An 18329-nucleotide genomic window follows, 5' to 3' on the forward strand; every position below is an offset into this window, starting at 1 on the left:
GAGGGGGTAGGACGTTTTATTGAGCGGATAGTCGCTCAGGGTTTACATGTGAGTGAGCGGATTTCCGCCTATTGATCGTTCCTACACTGTGTGGGAACGATCATTCGGGCAGGAACATCTCGCGGGTCAGGCCATGCCGCTGCATCTTTTCATTAAAGGTCCGGCGCGGCAGCTGCAGCTCTTCCAACACCGCTTTCACATCGCCCTTATGCCGGGTTAACGCCGCACGCAAACAATGCGCTTCAAACGCTTCCTGCTGCGCCGCCAGCGACTGCCCGGGATCAATTCCCACCGGTTCCGGCTCGCCCAGTCCCAACACCTGACGTTCGGCAACGTTCGCCAGTTCGCGCACATTCCCCGGCCAGTCGTGGCTCAGCAGATGGCTCAACTGCGGACCACTCAGCGGTGGAAAGCTTCGCCCCAAACGCTCGGCTGCGTTCTGCGCAAACGACTCGAACAACAATGGAATGTCTTCACGCCGCTCGCGCAACGGCGGCAGCCGCAACTCGGCCACGTTCAACCGATAGGCCAGATCCTCGCGAAAACGTCCGGCCCGGGCTTCGTCCAGCAAGTCGGGTTTGGTCGCGGCGATGATTCGCAAATCCACGCGGATGCTTTGATTCGAGCCCAACCGCTCCAGTTTCTGCTCCTGCAACACCCGCAGCAATTTCACCTGCTGGGCCAGCGGCATGCTTTCGATCTCATCGAGAAACAGCGTGCCGCCATCGGCGTATTCGAGCTTGCCGATGCGTTTGCCCGACGCGCCGGTGAACGCGCCGCTCTCATGGCCGAACAACTCGGCCTCGAACAACTGCTCGGGAATTGCCGCGCAATTGAGCGCCACAAACGGTTTGTCGGCGCGTGGCCCGAAGTCATGCAGGCAACGCGCAACCAACTCCTTGCCGCTGCCGGTTTCACCGCGAATCAACACATTGACCGGCAGCGTCGCCAGGTCCAGCACTTGCCGACGCAGCGTCTGCAAACCACGGGACACGCCCAGCAGCGTCGCATCGAGTTTGGCGCGGTTGTCCGCCTGCTCGTGCAAGGCGCGGTTTTCCAGCACCAGCCGCCGCTTGTCCAGCGCGCGGCGCAGACTGCCGAGCAGGGTTTCGGGGCTGAAGGGTTTTTCGAGGAAGTCATAGGCGCCATCGCGCATGGCGTCGACTGCCATCGGCACATCGCCGTGACCGGTCAGCAGAATCACCGGCAAGTCGGCATCGCGGCGCTGAACCTCGGCCAGCAGTTCCAGGCCGGTCATGCCGGGCATGCGCACGTCGCTGAGGATCACGCCGGGGAAATGCTTGGGCAACTGCGCCAGGCATTCATCGGCGCGGCTGAACAACTGCACCTCGAACCCCGAGAGGCTCAGCCATTGTTCGACGGCGCTACGAATACTGCTTTCGTCGTCGACCACCATCACGGAATTCAGCATGAGCCAGGCGCCTCCAGGTCGATGGGCAACGTCACGGTGAACACCGCGCCGTTTGCATGATTGTCGGCGCTCAGGCGTCCACCCGATTCATGAACGATGGCAAAGGATACGGCCAGCCCGAGGCCCAGGCCATCACCCACCGGTTTGGTGGTGAAGAACGGATCAAACACGTTCGCCAAGTGCTCTTCGGCAATGCCGCCACCGTTGTCGGTGACCGTCAAGCGCCAGAGTTGTTCGTCGGCTTCGAGACGGATTTCCAGGCGTTTGCAGGGTTTGTCCTGCAGGGCGTCCAGGGCATTGCGCAGCAAATTGATCAGCACCTGTTCCAGACGAATCGCATCGCCACGCACCCACGCCGGGCGCGTCAGGTGCAGCACCGTGCTCACCTGTTCATCGCGCAACCGTGTGTCGAGCAGCTGCAACGATTGGTCCACCACCGCCGCCAGGTCCAGGCGTTCGCGTAAACCGCTGGGGCTTTTGCGGGCGAAGGTTTTCAGGTGACCGGTGAGGGCGGCCATGCGCGTCAGCATGTCATCCACCGGTTTGAGCGCCTTGTAGGCGTCATCGACCCGACCGTGATCGAGCAGCAGTCTCAGAGTAGCAAGCTGCATGCGCTGGGCGGTCAGCGGCTGGTTGATTTCATGGGCCAGCGCGGCAGACATCTGGCCGAGTGCGGCGAGTTTGGCCGATTGCACCAGACCGTCTTGAGCGGTGCGCAGGTCGCGAGTGCGTTCTTCCACCAGTTGTTCGAGCTCTTCGCGACTGCGCTGGCGCAGCTTGGCCAAACGCCAGCGCTGATTGAGAAACAGCAACAGAAACACCACCGCCAGCCACAGCCCGGCAGCGGCGAGCCCGGCGTTGCGGCTGTCTTCGAACGCGACTTGCGGGCGGCGTAGCAGATGCAACGTCCAGCCTTCAGTGCTCAGCGGCAGCGATTCCCACAGGTAATTTGCGGTCCCGTCAGGCCCCACGACCCGCGACAGATCACTGTTGTCGTCGAAGCGCCGGACCGATTGGTATTCCAGCGGTGTGAGCGGTTGTTTGTCGTATTGGCGGGTAGCCTTGAGTTCGGCGTGATCGCTGTCACTCAGCGGTTTCAACAAGCGATAGCGCCAGCCCGGCTGGTTGGCGATGAAGATAATGCCGCGTGCGTCACTGACCAGCAGGGTGTCGCTGCCCTGACGCCACTCGCGCTCCAGTTCCGGAAACTCGAGTTTCACCACCATCGCGCCGAGGAACTGGCCGTTGTCATCGGTGACCGCGCTGGACAGGAAGTAACCGGGAATTCCGCTGGTCACGCCGACGGCATAAAAGCGCCCCGTGCCTTGGGTGCGGGTCTGGCTGAAGTAGGGGCGGAAACCGTAATTGTGGCCGACATAACTGCTGGGCAAGCGCCAGTTGCTCGCCGCGACGGCAAGGCCGGTGTGATCGAGCAGTTCCAGGGTCGAGGATTGGGCTGCGCCGTTGATTTTTTCCAGTTTCAGATTGAGTGCCGCTTGCTGTTCGGCGTTGACCGGGCCGGCCAGCGCCGAACGCAACTGCGGGTCCAGCGCCAGCACGGCGGGCAGGGCGCGGTAGCGATCGATCAGGGTGTGCAGAGACGTCGCGTACAGCGCCAATTGTTGATTGGCGCGGGCAGCGTCTTCCACCAAGGCCTGACGCTCGGCGTGACGGATGGCCAAACCGGCCGCGAGGGCCGCGCCGGCGAGGATCAACAAGGTATACAACGACAAACGCACGGTACGGGAAGTCGGCAGCATGCTGTGGGAAACAGGTTGGCGTTCGGGCGGGCACCATAACATGCCGCTCACGTTCGTTACTGCTTCGGCGGTGGCCTCTGTTTACACGGCGGTGAATCTGGACGACCGAGAGTGCAGCATTGTCTGGGTATACTTCAGCTCATGGATGGCGCTGTTTGTCATTTTCCTGAGGCTTTCGACCGTATCGCCGGAGGGGGTGTAGAATTTGCTGGGGACGACGCTGTATGTATTAATCGCCTTCACTCCAGCAGCCCCGAACATCGCCTCAATGTTGTTCATATTGGTATTCAACGTGTCGATCAGATGGCTAATATTTGAGTCGGCCTTCGCAATTTTCTCTGGGGAGAGTTTGGCCGCGGCACCTATGACTTCATGCACTATCTCAGGCAGGCCCAGGGCGCCGGAAAACCCCGCACTGATTTCGCTGGACATTGCTGTACCCGCCAACTTCATCCCGGTGGTTGCTCCCAAGTTGGTGCCTTCTTTGGCTCCCTTTAACCAGCCCTTTTGGTTCAGTGCGATGACCCCGTTCACAATTCCCTTGAATTTATTGGTGATGTAAGAGTTGTAACTCCCGGTCTTGTATTCACCTTTGGCAACGATCCTTTGCGGGTCCAACTTTCCGGCTTTGAATTTGACCGATGCACTCAGGCCTGATCGCTCCAAGGCAAAATCCAAACCCAGGCTTACTGCTTTTTTTGTCACGATCCCCAAGGCGGCACCTGTCGCTACGCCTGCCGGGCCGGCGGCGGCACCCAGTGCCGTTGTTCCCAGACCGATGGCAATACCGGCGCCATAGGAGACCGCCTGGCTTCCAATATGGAGGGCTGTTCTGATCGCGGCGGAGGCTCCATAAGCCTTTGCCGAGCGATGGTTGAGAATTTGTCTTTGGGCTTCCTTTGCCCTGCGTTCGGAGAGCCCCACTATAGCTGTATGTTTGTCAACAGCCTTAGACAGACTTGGTCGGGCACTTCCTTTGGCGCTTCGCACTTTTCTCTCATCCAGTTGCTGTGATGTTTCCAGAAAACCATCAATGAAGTTTTCGAGAGACTGGCCGGTGGGGTCGGTAAAGACAATCGGGTTATTCCCCACCATCGCATAAAGATTCAGCCCATCCACATCCTCCGCCGGGTCGGCGCTGATCCAGCGTTGCAACCACGGCGCGTAGTATCGCGCGCCGTAGTAATACAACCCGCTGACATCCATCTCCTTGCCCGAGTAACGGATGAACTTGTACGCCACTTCGATCTGCGAGCGCACCGCCATCCACGCCGTGGCGCCGAACGGGTAGTAGCCTTCGTGGCTGATCAGTTGCGCCTGTTGATCCAGTTCCATCAGGCAGGAACCCAGGTGGTCGTCCAGGGTGTAGCGCAATTGATCGTTGTCGATACCGGTCGGTTTACCCGTCACCCAATGCAGACAACGGACGCTGCCGAAGCCGCCGACGAGGGTGATCACGTGCAGTTCTTCGCCGTTGTCGCGGGTGCGGATTTCCAGTCCCGGCAGATAGCGCACTTCGTGGAAATGGCGGGTCGCCGATGTGTGGGTTTCTTGGCGCTTGAAGACCCGTGCACCCTGGCTGTAGCGGTAATGCTCTGCGTCGTCGGGGCCGTTGTCGCGATGGACCAATGTCGCCCACTCCAGTTGATCGCGAGCGTTCCATTGCAAACCTCGCCCCGGCTGCAACGCCAACAGGTTGCCATGACGGTCGAACAATCTGTCGAATTGCGGGTCGGGATCACCTTCGGTCCAGCGCACGCCGCGATTGCTGACCGAGTCGATGAACATCTGGCGAGTATGGCTGGCGCCTTCGCGCACATGGCTGAGTTTGATCAGATTACCGCCGTGATCGTACTGGTAAGTCTGGGTGTAGTTGCGCCGATCGTTGGGGTCGGTTGGCTGCGGCCGGCCCGGGATGTCCGAAGGTGGACCGTCGTCGTAGCCGCTGGCGCTGGTCAGCCGGTACAGCGAGTCGTAGGTGAAGTCGCGGTGGCCATCGACCCGCTGGTTGGCGAAAAACGTCGGTGTGAAGACGTGGTCGAGGATGCGGGTGATGTTGCCCACCCGGTCGTATTGATATTCGAAATCCTGAAGAACCGACGCCTGATCCTTTTGTGCGGTTTGCTGGAGCAGGCGTCCGTCGGTCAAATCGTACATCCAGCGGCTGGTCAAGCCGTTTCCGGTTCGCTGCTCGACGATCTGTCCGGCAGCGTTGTACCTGGCGTCCTCCAATACCGATTGCCAGTCGGTGTGTCCGCTGAGCTGCAATTGCACCTGGGTGAGGTTTCCAGCGAGGTCGTAGCTCGACTGTTGCCGATGTCCACCGGCATCAGTCTGCTCCAGCGCCGCGCCCAGTGGACTGAAAGTGCGACGGCTGATGAAGGCCTTGGCATCGTGGAAGGTGCGGGAATCAAACAGTGGCTGACCGAGCAGGTCATAGCTGTCGAGGCTCAGTTTGCCCGACGGATCGACCTGTTCGATCAACTGGCCGCGCAGGTTGTGTGCGGGATCGGCCGAGGCATCGGCATAAGTAAAGGTTTCGACGTTTGGCTGACCATTTTCCTCAAGGGCGACCACACGTAACTGAAGGTCATAGGTAGTGCGCCAATGACTGCCGCGTTGATCCCAATGCCGCAGCTCTTCCCCGGCCAGCCCCGGCAGGCTTAGCCGCCAGCCGGCATCGACGCTGTCGACTTTCAAGGGTACGCCGCCCAACCCGTAAACGGTCACGAGGTTGGGTATGGGCAGGCGCGGATCCCATTGCGCCATTAGGCGCCCGGCTGCATCGTGTTGTTGGCGAGTCTTCAGGGCGGCAGGCGTATCACTGGAAAACGTGCGTAGGTATTCCACTTGCCTGACAGGCAAGCGGCGCGGGTCATAGCCCTTGATGTTCGGCGTGCGGTGATGAATGGATGAGGCCACGTTTTCACACTCCGTTGCGCCAAGGGATTACGCCGCATGTTGTGTCTGCGCTAAATACTGGGACACCCTGCTGATCAAGTTTCTGGCATGTTTTATCTTGCCGCGCGCGATGGTTGTTTCTTGTTCAAGGGTCGTGCGGTCGTGGGGCGAGGTCTTCACTGGCATCCCGTCTGCACCAAAGAGAACCGAAGCCGCTTTGACGTCGGCCTCTGTCAGAGTCTGCAACGCTAGCTGTATGACGCTGTTTTCTTTGTCGAAATGACGTTCCAATGCGTCGAGCTGTGCACTGATCCGATCCAGATCACCCTGGCCGAAAGCGCCGTTGAGCGCTTCTGTCAGTTGAGAGGCTTGCCGGGCGAAAGCCAACGCCTGTTTCAGGTAGGGCACCTTGAGGTTCTTGCCGATGGCCCTGGCGGTGGTTTCAATCCCTAGTTTGGTCAAGCCTGCCGAGGACTCCGGGCTGAAGCTCTTTACGACTGCCGTGATACTGAACGGCTCGGTCGAGGCTTTACCTTTCAGGCGAGTGACGGAGAGTGACACGGGGTCGGGAGTGATGGTGTAACCCAAGGTCGTTTCGTCGCCCAGTTTTTCCATGACTTTGCTCGCGGCGTCCGCAAAAAAGATGCCGGTGATCGCTGCGGCTACGGGAACCAGTACCGGCGCCGCCGGCCCGGTCAAACTGGCTGCCCCGCCACCAAGCACTGCGCCGAATGCCCCGGCCTTGATTGTGACGGCGAAGCTGGCCACGCTGAACACTAGTTTTTTGCCCGCCGTTTTATAGATGTCGCGGGTGCGGGTGAGGTTATAGAGCTGATAATTGAGTTTTTTCAGTTCGCGGTTGGTCGTGTCGAGAAAGTCGGCGTGCTCGATGAGTTTTTGTCGGGCTGGGCTTTCCTCCTGTTGAGTGCCGAGCTGATCGATGTAGCGCAAAGGGTTGTTCGCCACAAACCGATACAGATTCAGCCCATCCACGTCCCCCGCCGGGTCAGGGCTGATCCAGCGCTGCAACCATGGCGCATAGTAACGGGCGCCGTAGTAGTACAGTCCGCTGGCGTCCATTTCCTTACCCGAGTAACGAACGGTTTTATAGCTGGCCTCCAGTTCCGAGCGGGTCGCCCACCACGCGGTGCCGCCGAAGGCGTAGTAGATTTCCAGACTGATCACGCCGCCCTGGCGATCGAGTTCCAGTGAGCACGAGCCAAGGTGATCGTCGAGGCTGTAGCGTAGCTGATCGGCCTCAACGCCGGCGGGCTGGCCGCTAACCCAGTGCAGGCAGCGGGCGCCCGGCAGCACGATCACGTGCAACTGCTGGCCGTCGCTGCGGGTGTGGATTTCCAGGCCTGGCAGGTAGCGAACTTCGCGACGATGGGTGATCGACGGAGTGTGAGCCAGCGAGCATTTGTACACCCGCTCGGCCTGGCTGTAGCGGTAAGTCTCTTCGTCATCGGGCAGGCCGTTGCTGTGCTGGAGCACGGTGACTCTGGCCAGTTGATCGCGGCTGTTCCATGCCAGCGGCAGCGTGCCGGGTTGTAGGCACAGCTGATTGCCGTGAGGGTCGAAATGCTCGTCGAAAACCGGATCCGGATCGCCTGCTGGCCAGCGCACACCGCGATTGCTGTGAGGGGCAATGCGCATTTGTCGGGTGAGGTTGTGGCCTTCACGCACATGCCGCAGTTCGGTCAGGTTGCCGCCGGCGTCGTATTCGTAATGCTCGGTGTAATTGAAGCGACGGCCCGGGTCGATCGGCCGGATCGGTGCCGGCAGCCCCGGTTGCAGGTGGGGAATGTCACCCTCGAAACCGTGGCTTTCGGTCAGGCGGTATAACGAGTCGTAGATAAACTGGCGATGGCCATCGATGTGCTGGTTGGCGAAGTGCACGGTGGCCAAACTGTGGTCTTCGATGCGCAGAACATTGCCCACTGGGTCGTAGGTGTAGTGAAAATCCTGCAATGGTTTTTCCTGATCCTTCTGCGCCAGCAACCGCAGCAGACGACTGTCGGCCGGGTCGTAGAACCAACTACTCAGAACGCCATTGCCGGCGAGTTGCTCGGTGAGCTGACCGGCGGCGTTGTAATGGGCCTCGTGCAGAATCTCTTCCGGCTCGGCGGCGCCAGCCAGCTGCAGAGATACATGATTCAGTTGTCGGGCACGGTCGTAGTGCAATTGCTGTCGGTGACCACCGGCATCGACTTGCGTGAGCAGGGCGCCGCAGGCGCTGTAGGTTCGGTGGCTGAGAAAGGCTTCGGCATCGAGGGTGCGGGTTTCGCGCAGCGGTTGGCCGAGCAGGGCGAAACTGTGGAACGTGACGGTGCCCGAGGGATCCTTCAGCGCGGTCATCTGGCCGCGCAGGTTGTGGGCGGCGTTGGCCGAGGCATTGGCGTAGGTAAAGGTTTCGACGTCCGGCTGGGCATTTTCTGCGACCGCCACTATGCGCAGTTGATTGTCGTAGGTCATGCGCCAATGACTGCCGCGCGCATCCCAGCGTTGCAACGCTTCACCGGCCAGCCCCGGCAAGCTCAGACGCCAGCCGGCATCGACGCTGTCGACTTTGAGTGGTTCGCCGGTCAGGTTGTAAACGGTGGCGAGGTTGGGTTTGGGGGCGCTGGCGAACAGGCGCGGATCCCATTGCTCGGCCAATCGACCGGCAGCGTCATGCAACTGGCGAGTGACGAGGCCCTCCACAACACCGCCATCGACCTTGCGCAAATAATCCACTTGCCGGACGGGCAAACCGCGACTGTCGTTGACGAACAGTGTCGGCGTACGGTGGTGCAGGGACGCAACACCGCGCGGTAGCATGCCGTTATTGTCATTGGCGCTGACATCAAAAGAGCGCACCTGCCCGGAGCCAGTCATCGCAATTCCCTTCAACCTGTTTCGTTCGAAGTCAGGCCGCTCTTTTGGCGGTTTTTTCTGCCACCTGTCGACCGTATCGTTTTAGCGTCACTTGCGTACGCTTAATGTCACCTATCGCGCGCTCTTTGAAAGGTGAAAGGTTCGCCTGGTGAACCGTGCTTGCCTTGTCGGTGCCCACGCGTCCTAGTACAAGATCCCTCAAATAAAATTGGTCTTGGTCATAAAACTCTTTAATGCCCAGTTCGGCGAAATCCGCATTGATCTGTGCCGCTACGCCCACAGTCGCTTCGCGCAACTGCTCAAGCGTCGACTCGATTTCATGCAGCTCTATCTGGAACAGCCCTTCCTCAGCCCGGTTCGCGTCTTCGGCCACTTTCGCCATGGCAAAGGCTTCCCCGACTCCTGGGATGTAGGCCCCGACCGTTCTGGATACCAGTGCAATCGAGTTAGCCATAAATTCATCACCCGTCGCAGGGCGAAACAGATTTTCGTTGGAGTTTCCCGCCAGGCCCAATCCTGCCCGTTCTTTAAGCGTGTCGGCGCTGAACGCGGAAGGATCCGGCACGATGGGGGTGTCGAGTTTCAAGGGGCTCATCAGTTGGGCATACAAGCCGGTACTTTTATCGGCGACTCTGTTGCCCAGAAGCATGCCGAACACGCCGCCCGATAAATGCGGATTGGCGTTGGTGAATTTTGGAATGGCCCCGCCAGCGGCGCCAGCGCCGTGGAATGACGTGTACCAGCCAACAGCGCCGTTGGCGATTTGATAGACAAGGTTTTTCAGAATGTTCAACCGGAATGCAGCCGGGTGGGAAAGATCAGAGAGCTGTTTGTCCAAGGTGTCCATTTCATGATGGACGCTGGATAGAAACTGGAAACCGCTGACAATTCTATTCTTCAACTCGCTGGGTGTTCTTTTTTTGCCTTGATTATCGAAATAGCTCAGCGGATTGTTGCCCACAAACGCATAGAGACTCAGGCCATCCACATCCCCCGCCGGATCGGCGCTGATCCAGCGTTGCAACCACGGCGCGTAGTATCGCGCGCCGTAGTAATACAACCCGCTGACATCCATCTCCTTGCCCGAGTAACGGATGAACTTGTACGCCACTTCGATCTGCGAGCGCACCGCCATCCACGCCGTGGCGCCGAACGGGTAGTAGCCTTCGTGGCTGATCAGTTGCGCCTGTTGATCCAGTTCCATCAGGCAGGAACCCAGGTGGTCGTCCAGGGTGTAGCGCAATTGATCGTTGTCGATACCGGTCGGTTTACCCGTCACCCAATGCAGACAACGGACGCTGTCGAAGCCGCCGACGAGGGTGATCACGTGCAGTTCTTCGCCGTTGTCGCGGGTGCGGATTTCCAGTCCCGGCAGATAGCGCACTTCGTGGAAATGGCGGGTCGCCGATGTGTGGGTTTCTTGGCGCTTGAAGACCCGTGCACCCTGGCTGTAGCGGTAATGCTCTGCGTCGTCGGGGCCGTTGTCGCGATGGACCAATGTCGCCCACTCCAGTTGATCGCGAGCGTTCCATTGCAAACCTCGCCCCGGCTGCAACGCCAACAGGTTGCCATGACGGTCGAACAATCTGTCGAATTGCGGATCGGCATCACCTTCAGCCCAGCGCACGCCACGGTTGCTGAACGGGTCGATGAACATCTGGCGAGTATGGCTGGCGCCTTCGCGCACATGGCTGAGTTTGATCAGATTACCGCCGTGATCGTACTGGTAAGTCTGGGTGTAGTTGCGCCGGTCGTTGGGGTCGGTTGGCTGCGGCCGGCCCGGGATGTCCGAAGGTGGACCGTCGTCGTAGCCGCTGGCGCTGGTCAGCCGGTACAGCGAGTCGTAGGTGAAGTCGCGGTGGCCATCGACCCGCTGGTTGGCGAAAAACGTCGGTGTGAAGACGTGGTCGAGGATGCGGGTGATGTTGCCGACACGGTCGTAGAAGTATTCAAGGTTTTGCAGAGCCGGCTCGGTGGTTTTTTGCGCTCGTTGCTTGGACAGGCGCCCATCGGCGGGATCGTAGGTCCAGGTGCTGAACACGTCATTGCCGGCGCGTTGGTCGGTGATCTGACCATTGGCGTTGTACTGCGCGTGTTTCAGAACTGGCTGCCAGTTCAAGCTTCCTTTTATCCGCAGCTGAACCTGCTTGAGCTGCCCGGCAATGTCGTAGCGCAATTGCTGCTGGTGATCACCGGCATCGGTCTGGCTCAACCCCGTGCCGAGCGGGCTGTAAATGCGGCTGCTGCGGTAGGGCTCGCCCTCAAGGGTTCGGGTTTCGCGCAGTGGTTGCCCCAGCAGGCTGTAGCTGTCGAGCCTCAAGGTGCCGGAGCGGTCGAACTGTTCGGTCGGCTGGCCGCGCAGGTTGTGGGCGGGATCGGCCGAGGCGTCGGCATAGGTAAAGATTTCGACGTTTGGCTGGCCGTTTTCCTCGATGGCAATCGGGCGTAACTGAGGGTCGTAGGTGGTGCGCCAATGACTGCCGCGTTGGTCCCAATGTTGAAGCGCTTCCCCGGCCACGCCGGGCAGCGTCAAACGCCAACCGGCATCGACGGAGTCGACTTTGAGCGGCTCACCGGAAAGGTGGTAGACCGTAGTCAGATTGGGGATGAACCCGAACAATCGCGGGTCCGATTGCTCGACCAGGCGCCCGGCGGCGTCGTAGTGCTGGCGAGTGAGCAGGGTTGCCAGCGGTCCGCCGATGACCTTGCGCAAGTACTCGGCTTGGCGAATCGGTAAGCCGCGACTATCAATGGCCGTCACATTCGGGGTGCGCCAATGAACCGTCGTTGTCATTGTTTGCCTGCCTTTAGCTCACCTTCAGGTGGAGCAACGTAGGTGTCATTAAAGTCCAGGCTGGTGGTGTACCAGGGATGAATGATTTCAAGTGCAACATCCCCTCGGGCGTTGATGACTTTGTTCGGGCGACCGAGCACGTCGTAAAAGTTCTGATCGTGATGGCCGAATTCACGGAAGGAATGGTCATTGATATAGCGGTGCCCATTGGCGAAGTACGGGCGAAACACCCGCACGGGCAATCCCTTGTTGTTGTATTCCACACGTTCGCTGACGCGCCAGCGCGGATCGGCATGCGCAACCTTTGGTTCGCCGTTTTCAATCACCAGCTCTCCGTTTTCCACCACAAAAGCAGGGCCGGGTTCGACTAATTGTTTGATCTGCAATGGCCGGCCAAAACCATCCACGAAGGCTTTAATGATCTGGATTTGCTGCAGATCATCGTCGTGGTACCGGTCGGCGGTGAGGACAACACTGTGCACGGGTTCGCGAGGAACGGTGTCGATCAGATCGAGCAGCGCTTGTTCAGGTCCGCTCAGGGATTTAAGCCGGGACAGGCGATGACGGGCGCTGGCGCGAACGTGCAGGCTGGGTAGCACGTCACCTTGTGCGATCCAGGTGTTCAGCCAGTCAGGTGTCTGCCTGACGGAAACGGGAAGTTCACCCATCCAGCTGAACAGGTCTTTGCGCAATACACTGGCCGCATTTTGCAGGGCGCCTTTCGGATCGTCGATCGCTGGGTCAGGACGATGGTCCTCGGGGCGTACGTGTTCGTCGAGGGGGCGAAAACCGACCTCCACGCCGTCTTCGGTTCCATAAAAACTGATGGCAAGTGGTTGTCCGGACGGCTCGTAAAGGGCTTCCTCGACATTGTCATTGGCGTCGATGCTGTGCATGAGTTGCAGCGCGTGATAGTCATATTCGAAACGGGCCTCGCACCCATCCGGCTGCTTGATGCTGCTCGGCAGCAGGCAGTAGGCGTCGTAACGGGCGGTCGTGATGCCGTGACTTGGCGTTTCGTTGTACTCAATCACGTTGAAAAAACTATCGAGTTCGCCGTACTTGGCATAACCATAGCGGGACGACCATAGATTTCTCTCCTCGTCCTCCTCCTTGTCTGCCAGCTCGTCTACCCCCAGCACCAGGGGCATGGGCAAGTAGCCGACTCTTTCCAGCTCGTCCCGAATAATGAGCGACGGCACCGTGTCGTAGGCTTCCAGTGCGGTCTTGTCCAGTTGTGCAATTTCCAGCGGTGCCCGCAGTGCCTCGAAATCGGCCTTGCCATCGGCAAGCAATGTTCGATCGTCAGTCTTGAGGTAGCGATTGACAGACTGCGTGGTCAGTAGCCTCTGAGCGACCCATTCGGGCGAGGCGTATAGATCGATAAACCGTTCATAGGAGATATCTGCAGGAGTAAGTCCTGCAGGTGCCGCCCCCTTGGGCAACACCATTGCATTGCCTCGTTGCTGATAGGGAAGGCCCAGTCGCCAGCCTTGCAGGTCTTCCTTCAAGTGAATGAACGTGGTTCGTGACTCGCTCAGGTAGTAGGACTGTTGGGCCGGGTCGTGAGCATCCGTCCACCATTTCTTTTCATCAACGTCATCGAACGGCGGTTCGTCATCATCCGGGTTTCTGCGTCGTGCGTAGCTGACCGTAATGGCATGCACAGGCAAACCGAACTCGTCATGGCCCAACGTGATTTCATGCCGGCACAGAGGGTCATTCTGGAAGCGTTCGTACTGATAGCTGATCTTTTCCAGCGGCAAGGGCAGCATGATCGGGTAAGCGTCATGGCCTGCCTTTTTGCGCAGTTCGCGGACCTTGTAACGACTTTCCTCCACAGCGAAAGGCACCGCCGTGGCCAGGTCATCGTCGGCGGCGTAGGTCTCCACGCGCAGCACAGAACCGGCGAGGGCGCGGGCGATTTCGTGGGCGGTGCCTTCGTCGGCGGGCGGAACGGGATCATCGAAATGGTCGTTGCGGTGATACTGGCAAAACAACGTGGGCTTCAATGCAAGGGCATCGGGATCACGATTGAAGTAGCCATCGCCTGGCAGATCGATCAGCCGCCCGGTATGGAACCAGGTGCAGACCAGCGCCGGGGCGGTAAAACCGATGTCGTCTGCAGCACGTGCGCCGGCTTCGCTGTCGGTCTGGCGCAGCAGCCCAAAGCCGCGAAACTCGCGGTTCCGGCCATCGTAATAACCCTGAAAATACTGGAAACACTGATTCAGGCGGTTACCGGTGATTTCATCGAGCTGGTTTTGTTGTTTGACCACAGGTACGGGGAACGGCAGGTAGCACACTGGGTTGGTCGCTGGTTTTTCATCCAGCCATTCCTGCGCGGAACTGCGATACATCACCTGCGTACTGCAACCCATGTTGTTGTTGCTGGCCACCAGCATGTAAGGCTTGGCGCTGACGAAATCGTAGCGCCAGTGCCGCGGCGCCATGTGCGGCACGGTCAAGATCAGGCTCGCGCAACCCAGGCCTTGCAGGTCGGCAAGGGTGACCTGGCACAGGTTGTCGTAACGAATGTCGTCAGGCCAAGGGACTGTGACCGGGATTTGCTCCAGACCATTGCCGCCGTGATTGAAATAGATCTCGAAACCGTCGGACTTCAGATAAATCAGTGCCGGTGCGCCGGAGCCGTCCAGGTCGGCGATGCGCACGCGTGCCACGTCGAATGTTGCGTAGTCGAAGGGCAGGGTACTCATGACAAAACCCTTGCCGAACCGGCCTTGACCGAGGTTCGGCCAGCATTTGATTTCGTCGTGCCGGATGCGGCACAGCTCGCTCATGTCGCTGCCCAGCAAGTTGCTCAGCATCACCAGTTCGCTGCGTGAGTTGCTGAACAGCGGCAGGCGGTCGGTGTCCGGTTTGTGCTCCACGTCCTGAGCCTGGGCGAAACCGTCCTCCCGCCGATTGGCGTACAGGCGCACGCTTCGCGGGCCGATCAGCGCCATCGAACTGAGCCCGTCACCCATCAAGTCGCCAGACTGTGAAAGCGTGTGGAAGAACTCCACCGGGAACGCCGAAAAGGGAATGAACCCTGACCAGCTGCGATCGGGATTGAGGGTGTGAAAACCGCTCACACCGGGTGAGGCGAGGATCCAGTCGAGCCGGCCGTCGCCGGTCAGATCGGTCAGCGCCTGATAGGTCGGTTGATTGCGATCGGCCACGGGGATGCGGCTCAGTTCTGTCCATGGGCCGTAATGGATTTCATCGGCCTCCGTCGGCGAGCGCAAGGGTTCGCGGTAATACCAGCTCCGGTCGTAACGACAGATAAATCCGGGCACGCCTTCACCAAACAGATCGACGCATTGGTGGTGCGCGCCGTCCTCGATGCCGGGCATGTTTTCGAAGGGGAAGAACGGGCTCGACTGCTTATTGAGTTCGAAGCCTGAATAGTCGAACTCCACCGGCGGCATGTTTTCCACCGCGCCGCTGGCGTCGTACGCCTGATAGTGCGCCGCCACCAGTTGGGTGTATTCCAGGAAGGTCGTTTGGTATTGCAGCAGCAATCGCCGAACAAGCACCGGATTTGAGCCCAGCTCTGGGAAGTGATGAAACATCAGCACTTGATGGCACAGGCGTCGGGTCCCCAGTTCAAAACCATAGGTGTAGCTGTGGAAGGGATCACTGCGCAGTTGCCACTCACCATAACCCTCGCCGGGTTCATCGAACGGCGGTCCGTAAAGTGGTTTCTCTTCCAGATCGAGGGTGCGTTCGCCGTAGTCGAACACCAGGTGGAAATGCCAGTCCAGGCTCGCCGGGTTTTCCACGGTCCAGGCATACAAGTCTGTGCTGGCCCGGGCATTGCCGTAACACACCCGGTGCAGGTGACGCTGGGCACGATAGTCGTGCGAGTCATCCGGGTTGTGCGCTTGATCTTCGGGCTTGTAGTCGAAACAGATATGTTCGCCATGGGGGGTCATGCTTTCGAGCAGCAACCACACACCGATACGCGGCGGCGCGTCAGGGTTGGCCGGGTCGACCGGTTCGGCACGGCGCGAAGCATCAGACTTGCCATAGACGTGAAGACTGCCATTGGCCCCGTGCACCAGCCAAAAGGGCGGGCTATCTTTCGGTTGCCAACGCTCGATCAGATCGAACGAACTCTCGACCCGTGGCCAGTAGCGCACCACGCGGTGCTCGCCAATATCGAGCTCGCGGTATTGGGTCTCGATTCTGGAGGTTGGCTTGCCCTCGTCATCCAGTTCGGGCATCAGCTCCTCGCCGCCGGGGCCAACCATGATGTCGACGTCGAGGTAATCGGGCACCCCCTTGCTGGTCTGGCGAGTGATGGCACTGGCGCCCAAACGCCAGCCTATACCGAACGGACCGTTACCGGCCTGGCTGTCATAGCTCAGCGCCAGTGCAGGATCGAATCCGCGCCCGCCTGAAAGCGGTAGCGGTAACTCGAACGAGGCACTGCCCGTCACGCCGACCGATCCCCAGCTTTTGCCAATCGTGGCAATGGAAGCACTCTTGGCGATGGAGGGCTCAGTGATGCTCAGGGAGGCTTGTTCTTCCATGGGGCTGATCCTGTTTCGGCTTTGCGTCCGCCTGTTGCAACGGTATCGCGGGATGGAGCAAAGCTAACAAGATCAGCAGGCCGCGTGACCTGTCAGATATGACAGGTGAGGTCAGTATTTTTAGAACGAATGACGTGGGAAAGTCAGTCTTATATAGCGAACAGTAAAAGGGACACAAAAAAAACGGCCGGGCATCTGAGAGATGACCCGGCCGTGGTGGCAGGTTGAAGCGCTTACTGCACTTCCACCGCCAGGCTTTCACTGATCTTTTTCTGCCAGATGGCAGGACCGGTGATGTGTACCGACTCGCCCTTGCTGTCGACCGCAACGGTCACCGGCATGTCTTTCACGTCGAACTCGTAGATCGCTTCCATGCCCAGTTCGGCGAAAGCAACAACGCGGGATTTCTTGATGGCTTGCGCCACCAGATAAGCCGCGCCGCCGACCGCCATCAGGTAAACGGCTTTGTGGTCCTTGATCGCTTCGATCGCAGTAGGGCCGCGTTCGGATTTGCCGATCATGCCCAGCAGGCCGGTTTGCTCGAGGATCTGACGGGTGAACTTGTCCATCCGCGTGGCCGTCGTCGGACCGGCAGGGCCGACCACTTCTTCGCGCACCGGATCAACCGGGCCGACGTAGTAGATGAAGCGACCTTTCAGGTCCACCGGCAGAGTTTCACCCTTGTTCAGCATCTCGACCATGCGCTTGTGCGCAGCATCGCGACCGGTGAGCATCTTGCCGTTCAGCAGGACGGTTTCGCCCGGCTTCCAGCTCTGCACGTCTTCCGGGGTCAGGGTGTCGAGGTTGACACGACGAGCCGATGGGCCGGCTTCCCAAACGATTTCCGGGTAGGCGTCCAGCGGTGGCGCTTCAAGGGATGCCGGGCCGGAACCGTCGAGCACGAAGTGCGCGTGACGGGTAGCGGCGCAGTTCGGGATCATGCACACCGGCAACGAAGCGGCGTGAGTCGGGTAATCCATGATCTTCACGTCGAGCACGGTGGTCAGGCCACCGAGGCCTTGGGCGCCGATGCCCAGTTGGTTGACCTTCTCGAACAGCTCCAGACGCATCTCTTCGATACGGTTGGACGGGCCGCGCTTTTTCAGCTCGTGGATGTCGATGGATTCCATCAACACTTCCTTGGCCATCACCGCGGCTTTCTCGGCGGTGCCGCCGATGCCGATGCCGAGCATGCCCGGTGGACACCAGCCGGCGCCCATGGTCGGAACGGTCTTGAGCACCCAGTCGACGATCGAGTCGGACGGGTTGAGCATGGCCATTTTCGACTTGTTCTCGGAGCCGCCGCCCTTGGCCGCCACGTCCACTTCCACGGTGTTACCCGGGACGATGGAGTAGTGGATAACGGCCGGGGTGTTGTCCTTGGTGTTTTTACGAGCGCCCGCCGGGTCGGCGAGGATCGAGGCACGCAGAACGTTTTCCGGCAGGTTGTAAGCCCGGCGCACGCCTTCGTTGATCATGTCGTCCAGGCCCATGGTGGCGCCATCCCAGCGCACGTCCATGCCCACGCGTACGAACACGGTGACGATGCCGGTGTCCTGGCAAATCGGGCGGTGGCCGGTGGCACACATGCGCGAGTTGATCAGGATCTGCGCCATCGAATCGCGAGCTGCCGGCGATTCTTCACGCAGGTAGGCCTCGTGCATCGCCTGGATGAAATCCACGGGGTGGTAATAGGAAATGAACTGCAGGGCGTCAGCAACGCTCTGTATCAGGTCGTCTTGCTTGATCACGGTCATGAGTCGCGCTCCTCTAAAAGACGGGAACATTCAATAAGGTGCTTGCAGCTTGGGTGCATCGGTCGGTTGCAAGCACCTCTTAAGGCACGCCGGGGCTGCTGGCGCGACGCTAAAAAGGCGCGGCAGTATACCGCGCCTCGGTGGCGGGCACACGCGCCGGTAGTCAATCGTTGGTCGCATGGACCGCATCGCTGTGGCGCGACCTGGACTGACTTTGTCGCTCGACGCAATACGTGTAGCAGCTGGCGGAGCCTGCGTCCGGCTGCGTAG

The 18329-nt window shown here is 59.7% G+C and carries 7 protein-coding genes; all 7 read right to left on the minus strand.

What is annotated here, in order from left to right; genetic code table 11:
- Positions 1–100: 100 nt before the first annotated feature.
- The 7 genes from ACYZT3_RS07150 to ACYZT3_RS07180 all read right to left on the minus strand — a co-directional run bounded on the left by ACYZT3_RS07150 (position 101) and on the right by ACYZT3_RS07180 (position 18059).
- Positions 101–1432 carry a sigma-54-dependent transcriptional regulator gene (locus ACYZT3_RS07150; protein ID WP_282375429.1) on the minus strand — a complete coding sequence of 444 codons (1332 nt, stop codon included), beginning with the start codon at positions 1430–1432 and terminating at the stop codon, positions 101–103.
- Positions 1426–3234: a sensor histidine kinase gene (locus ACYZT3_RS07155; RefSeq protein WP_282375756.1), complete on the minus strand. Its 1809-nt coding sequence runs from the start codon at positions 3232–3234 to the stop codon at positions 1426–1428. The genes ACYZT3_RS07150 and ACYZT3_RS07155 overlap by 7 nt, the downstream gene beginning before the upstream one ends.
- A gap of 39 nt (positions 3235–3273) precedes the next feature.
- Positions 3274–6114, minus strand: coding sequence for an RHS repeat-associated core domain-containing protein (locus tag ACYZT3_RS07160; RefSeq protein WP_462031785.1), 2841 nt, complete (start codon positions 6112–6114; stop codon positions 3274–3276).
- A 27-nt stretch (positions 6115–6141) separates the two neighbouring features.
- On the minus strand, positions 6142–8970 hold the full coding sequence (locus ACYZT3_RS07165; protein ID WP_462031786.1) for an RHS repeat-associated core domain-containing protein: 2829 nt from the start codon (positions 8968–8970) through the stop codon (positions 6142–6144).
- A 31-nt stretch (positions 8971–9001) separates the two neighbouring features.
- Entirely contained in the window at positions 9002–11764 is a 2763-nt protein-coding gene (locus tag ACYZT3_RS07170) for an RHS repeat domain-containing protein (protein WP_462031787.1), read from the minus strand.
- Positions 11761–16302: a SpvB/TcaC N-terminal domain-containing protein gene (locus ACYZT3_RS07175; RefSeq protein WP_462031788.1), complete on the minus strand. Its 4542-nt coding sequence runs from the start codon at positions 16300–16302 to the stop codon at positions 11761–11763. The genes ACYZT3_RS07170 and ACYZT3_RS07175 overlap by 4 nt, the downstream gene beginning before the upstream one ends.
- A gap of 233 nt (positions 16303–16535) precedes the next feature.
- A complete protein-coding gene (locus tag ACYZT3_RS07180; RefSeq protein ID WP_057960547.1) occupies positions 16536–18059 on the minus strand; it encodes a fumarate hydratase in 1524 nt (507 codons plus the stop codon).
- Positions 18060–18329: the final 270 nt, after the last annotated feature.

It is taken from the genome of Pseudomonas sp. MDT1-16, from assembly GCF_054898115.1.

Bases quoted from the DNA above. Each gene is read 5' to 3' on its own strand.
- ACYZT3_RS07175 (WP_462031788.1), bottom strand. From the start codon at position 16,302: ATGGAAGAACAAGCCTCCCTGAGCATCACTGAGCCCTCCATCGCCAAG.
- ACYZT3_RS07150 (WP_282375429.1), bottom strand. From the start codon at position 1,432: ATGCTGAATTCCGTGATGGTGGTCGACGACGAAAGCAGTATTCGTAGC.
- ACYZT3_RS07165 (WP_462031786.1), bottom strand. From the start codon at position 8,970: ATGACTGGCTCCGGGCAGGTGCGCTCTTTTGATGTCAGCGCCAATGAC.
- ACYZT3_RS07180 (WP_057960547.1), bottom strand. From the start codon at position 18,059: ATGACCGTGATCAAGCAAGACGACCTGATACAGAGCGTTGCTGACGCC.
- ACYZT3_RS07155 (WP_282375756.1), bottom strand. From the start codon at position 3,234: ATGTTATGGTGCCCGCCCGAACGCCAACCTGTTTCCCACAGCATGCTG.
- ACYZT3_RS07170 (WP_462031787.1), bottom strand. From the start codon at position 11,764: ATGACAACGACGGTTCATTGGCGCACCCCGAATGTGACGGCCATTGAT.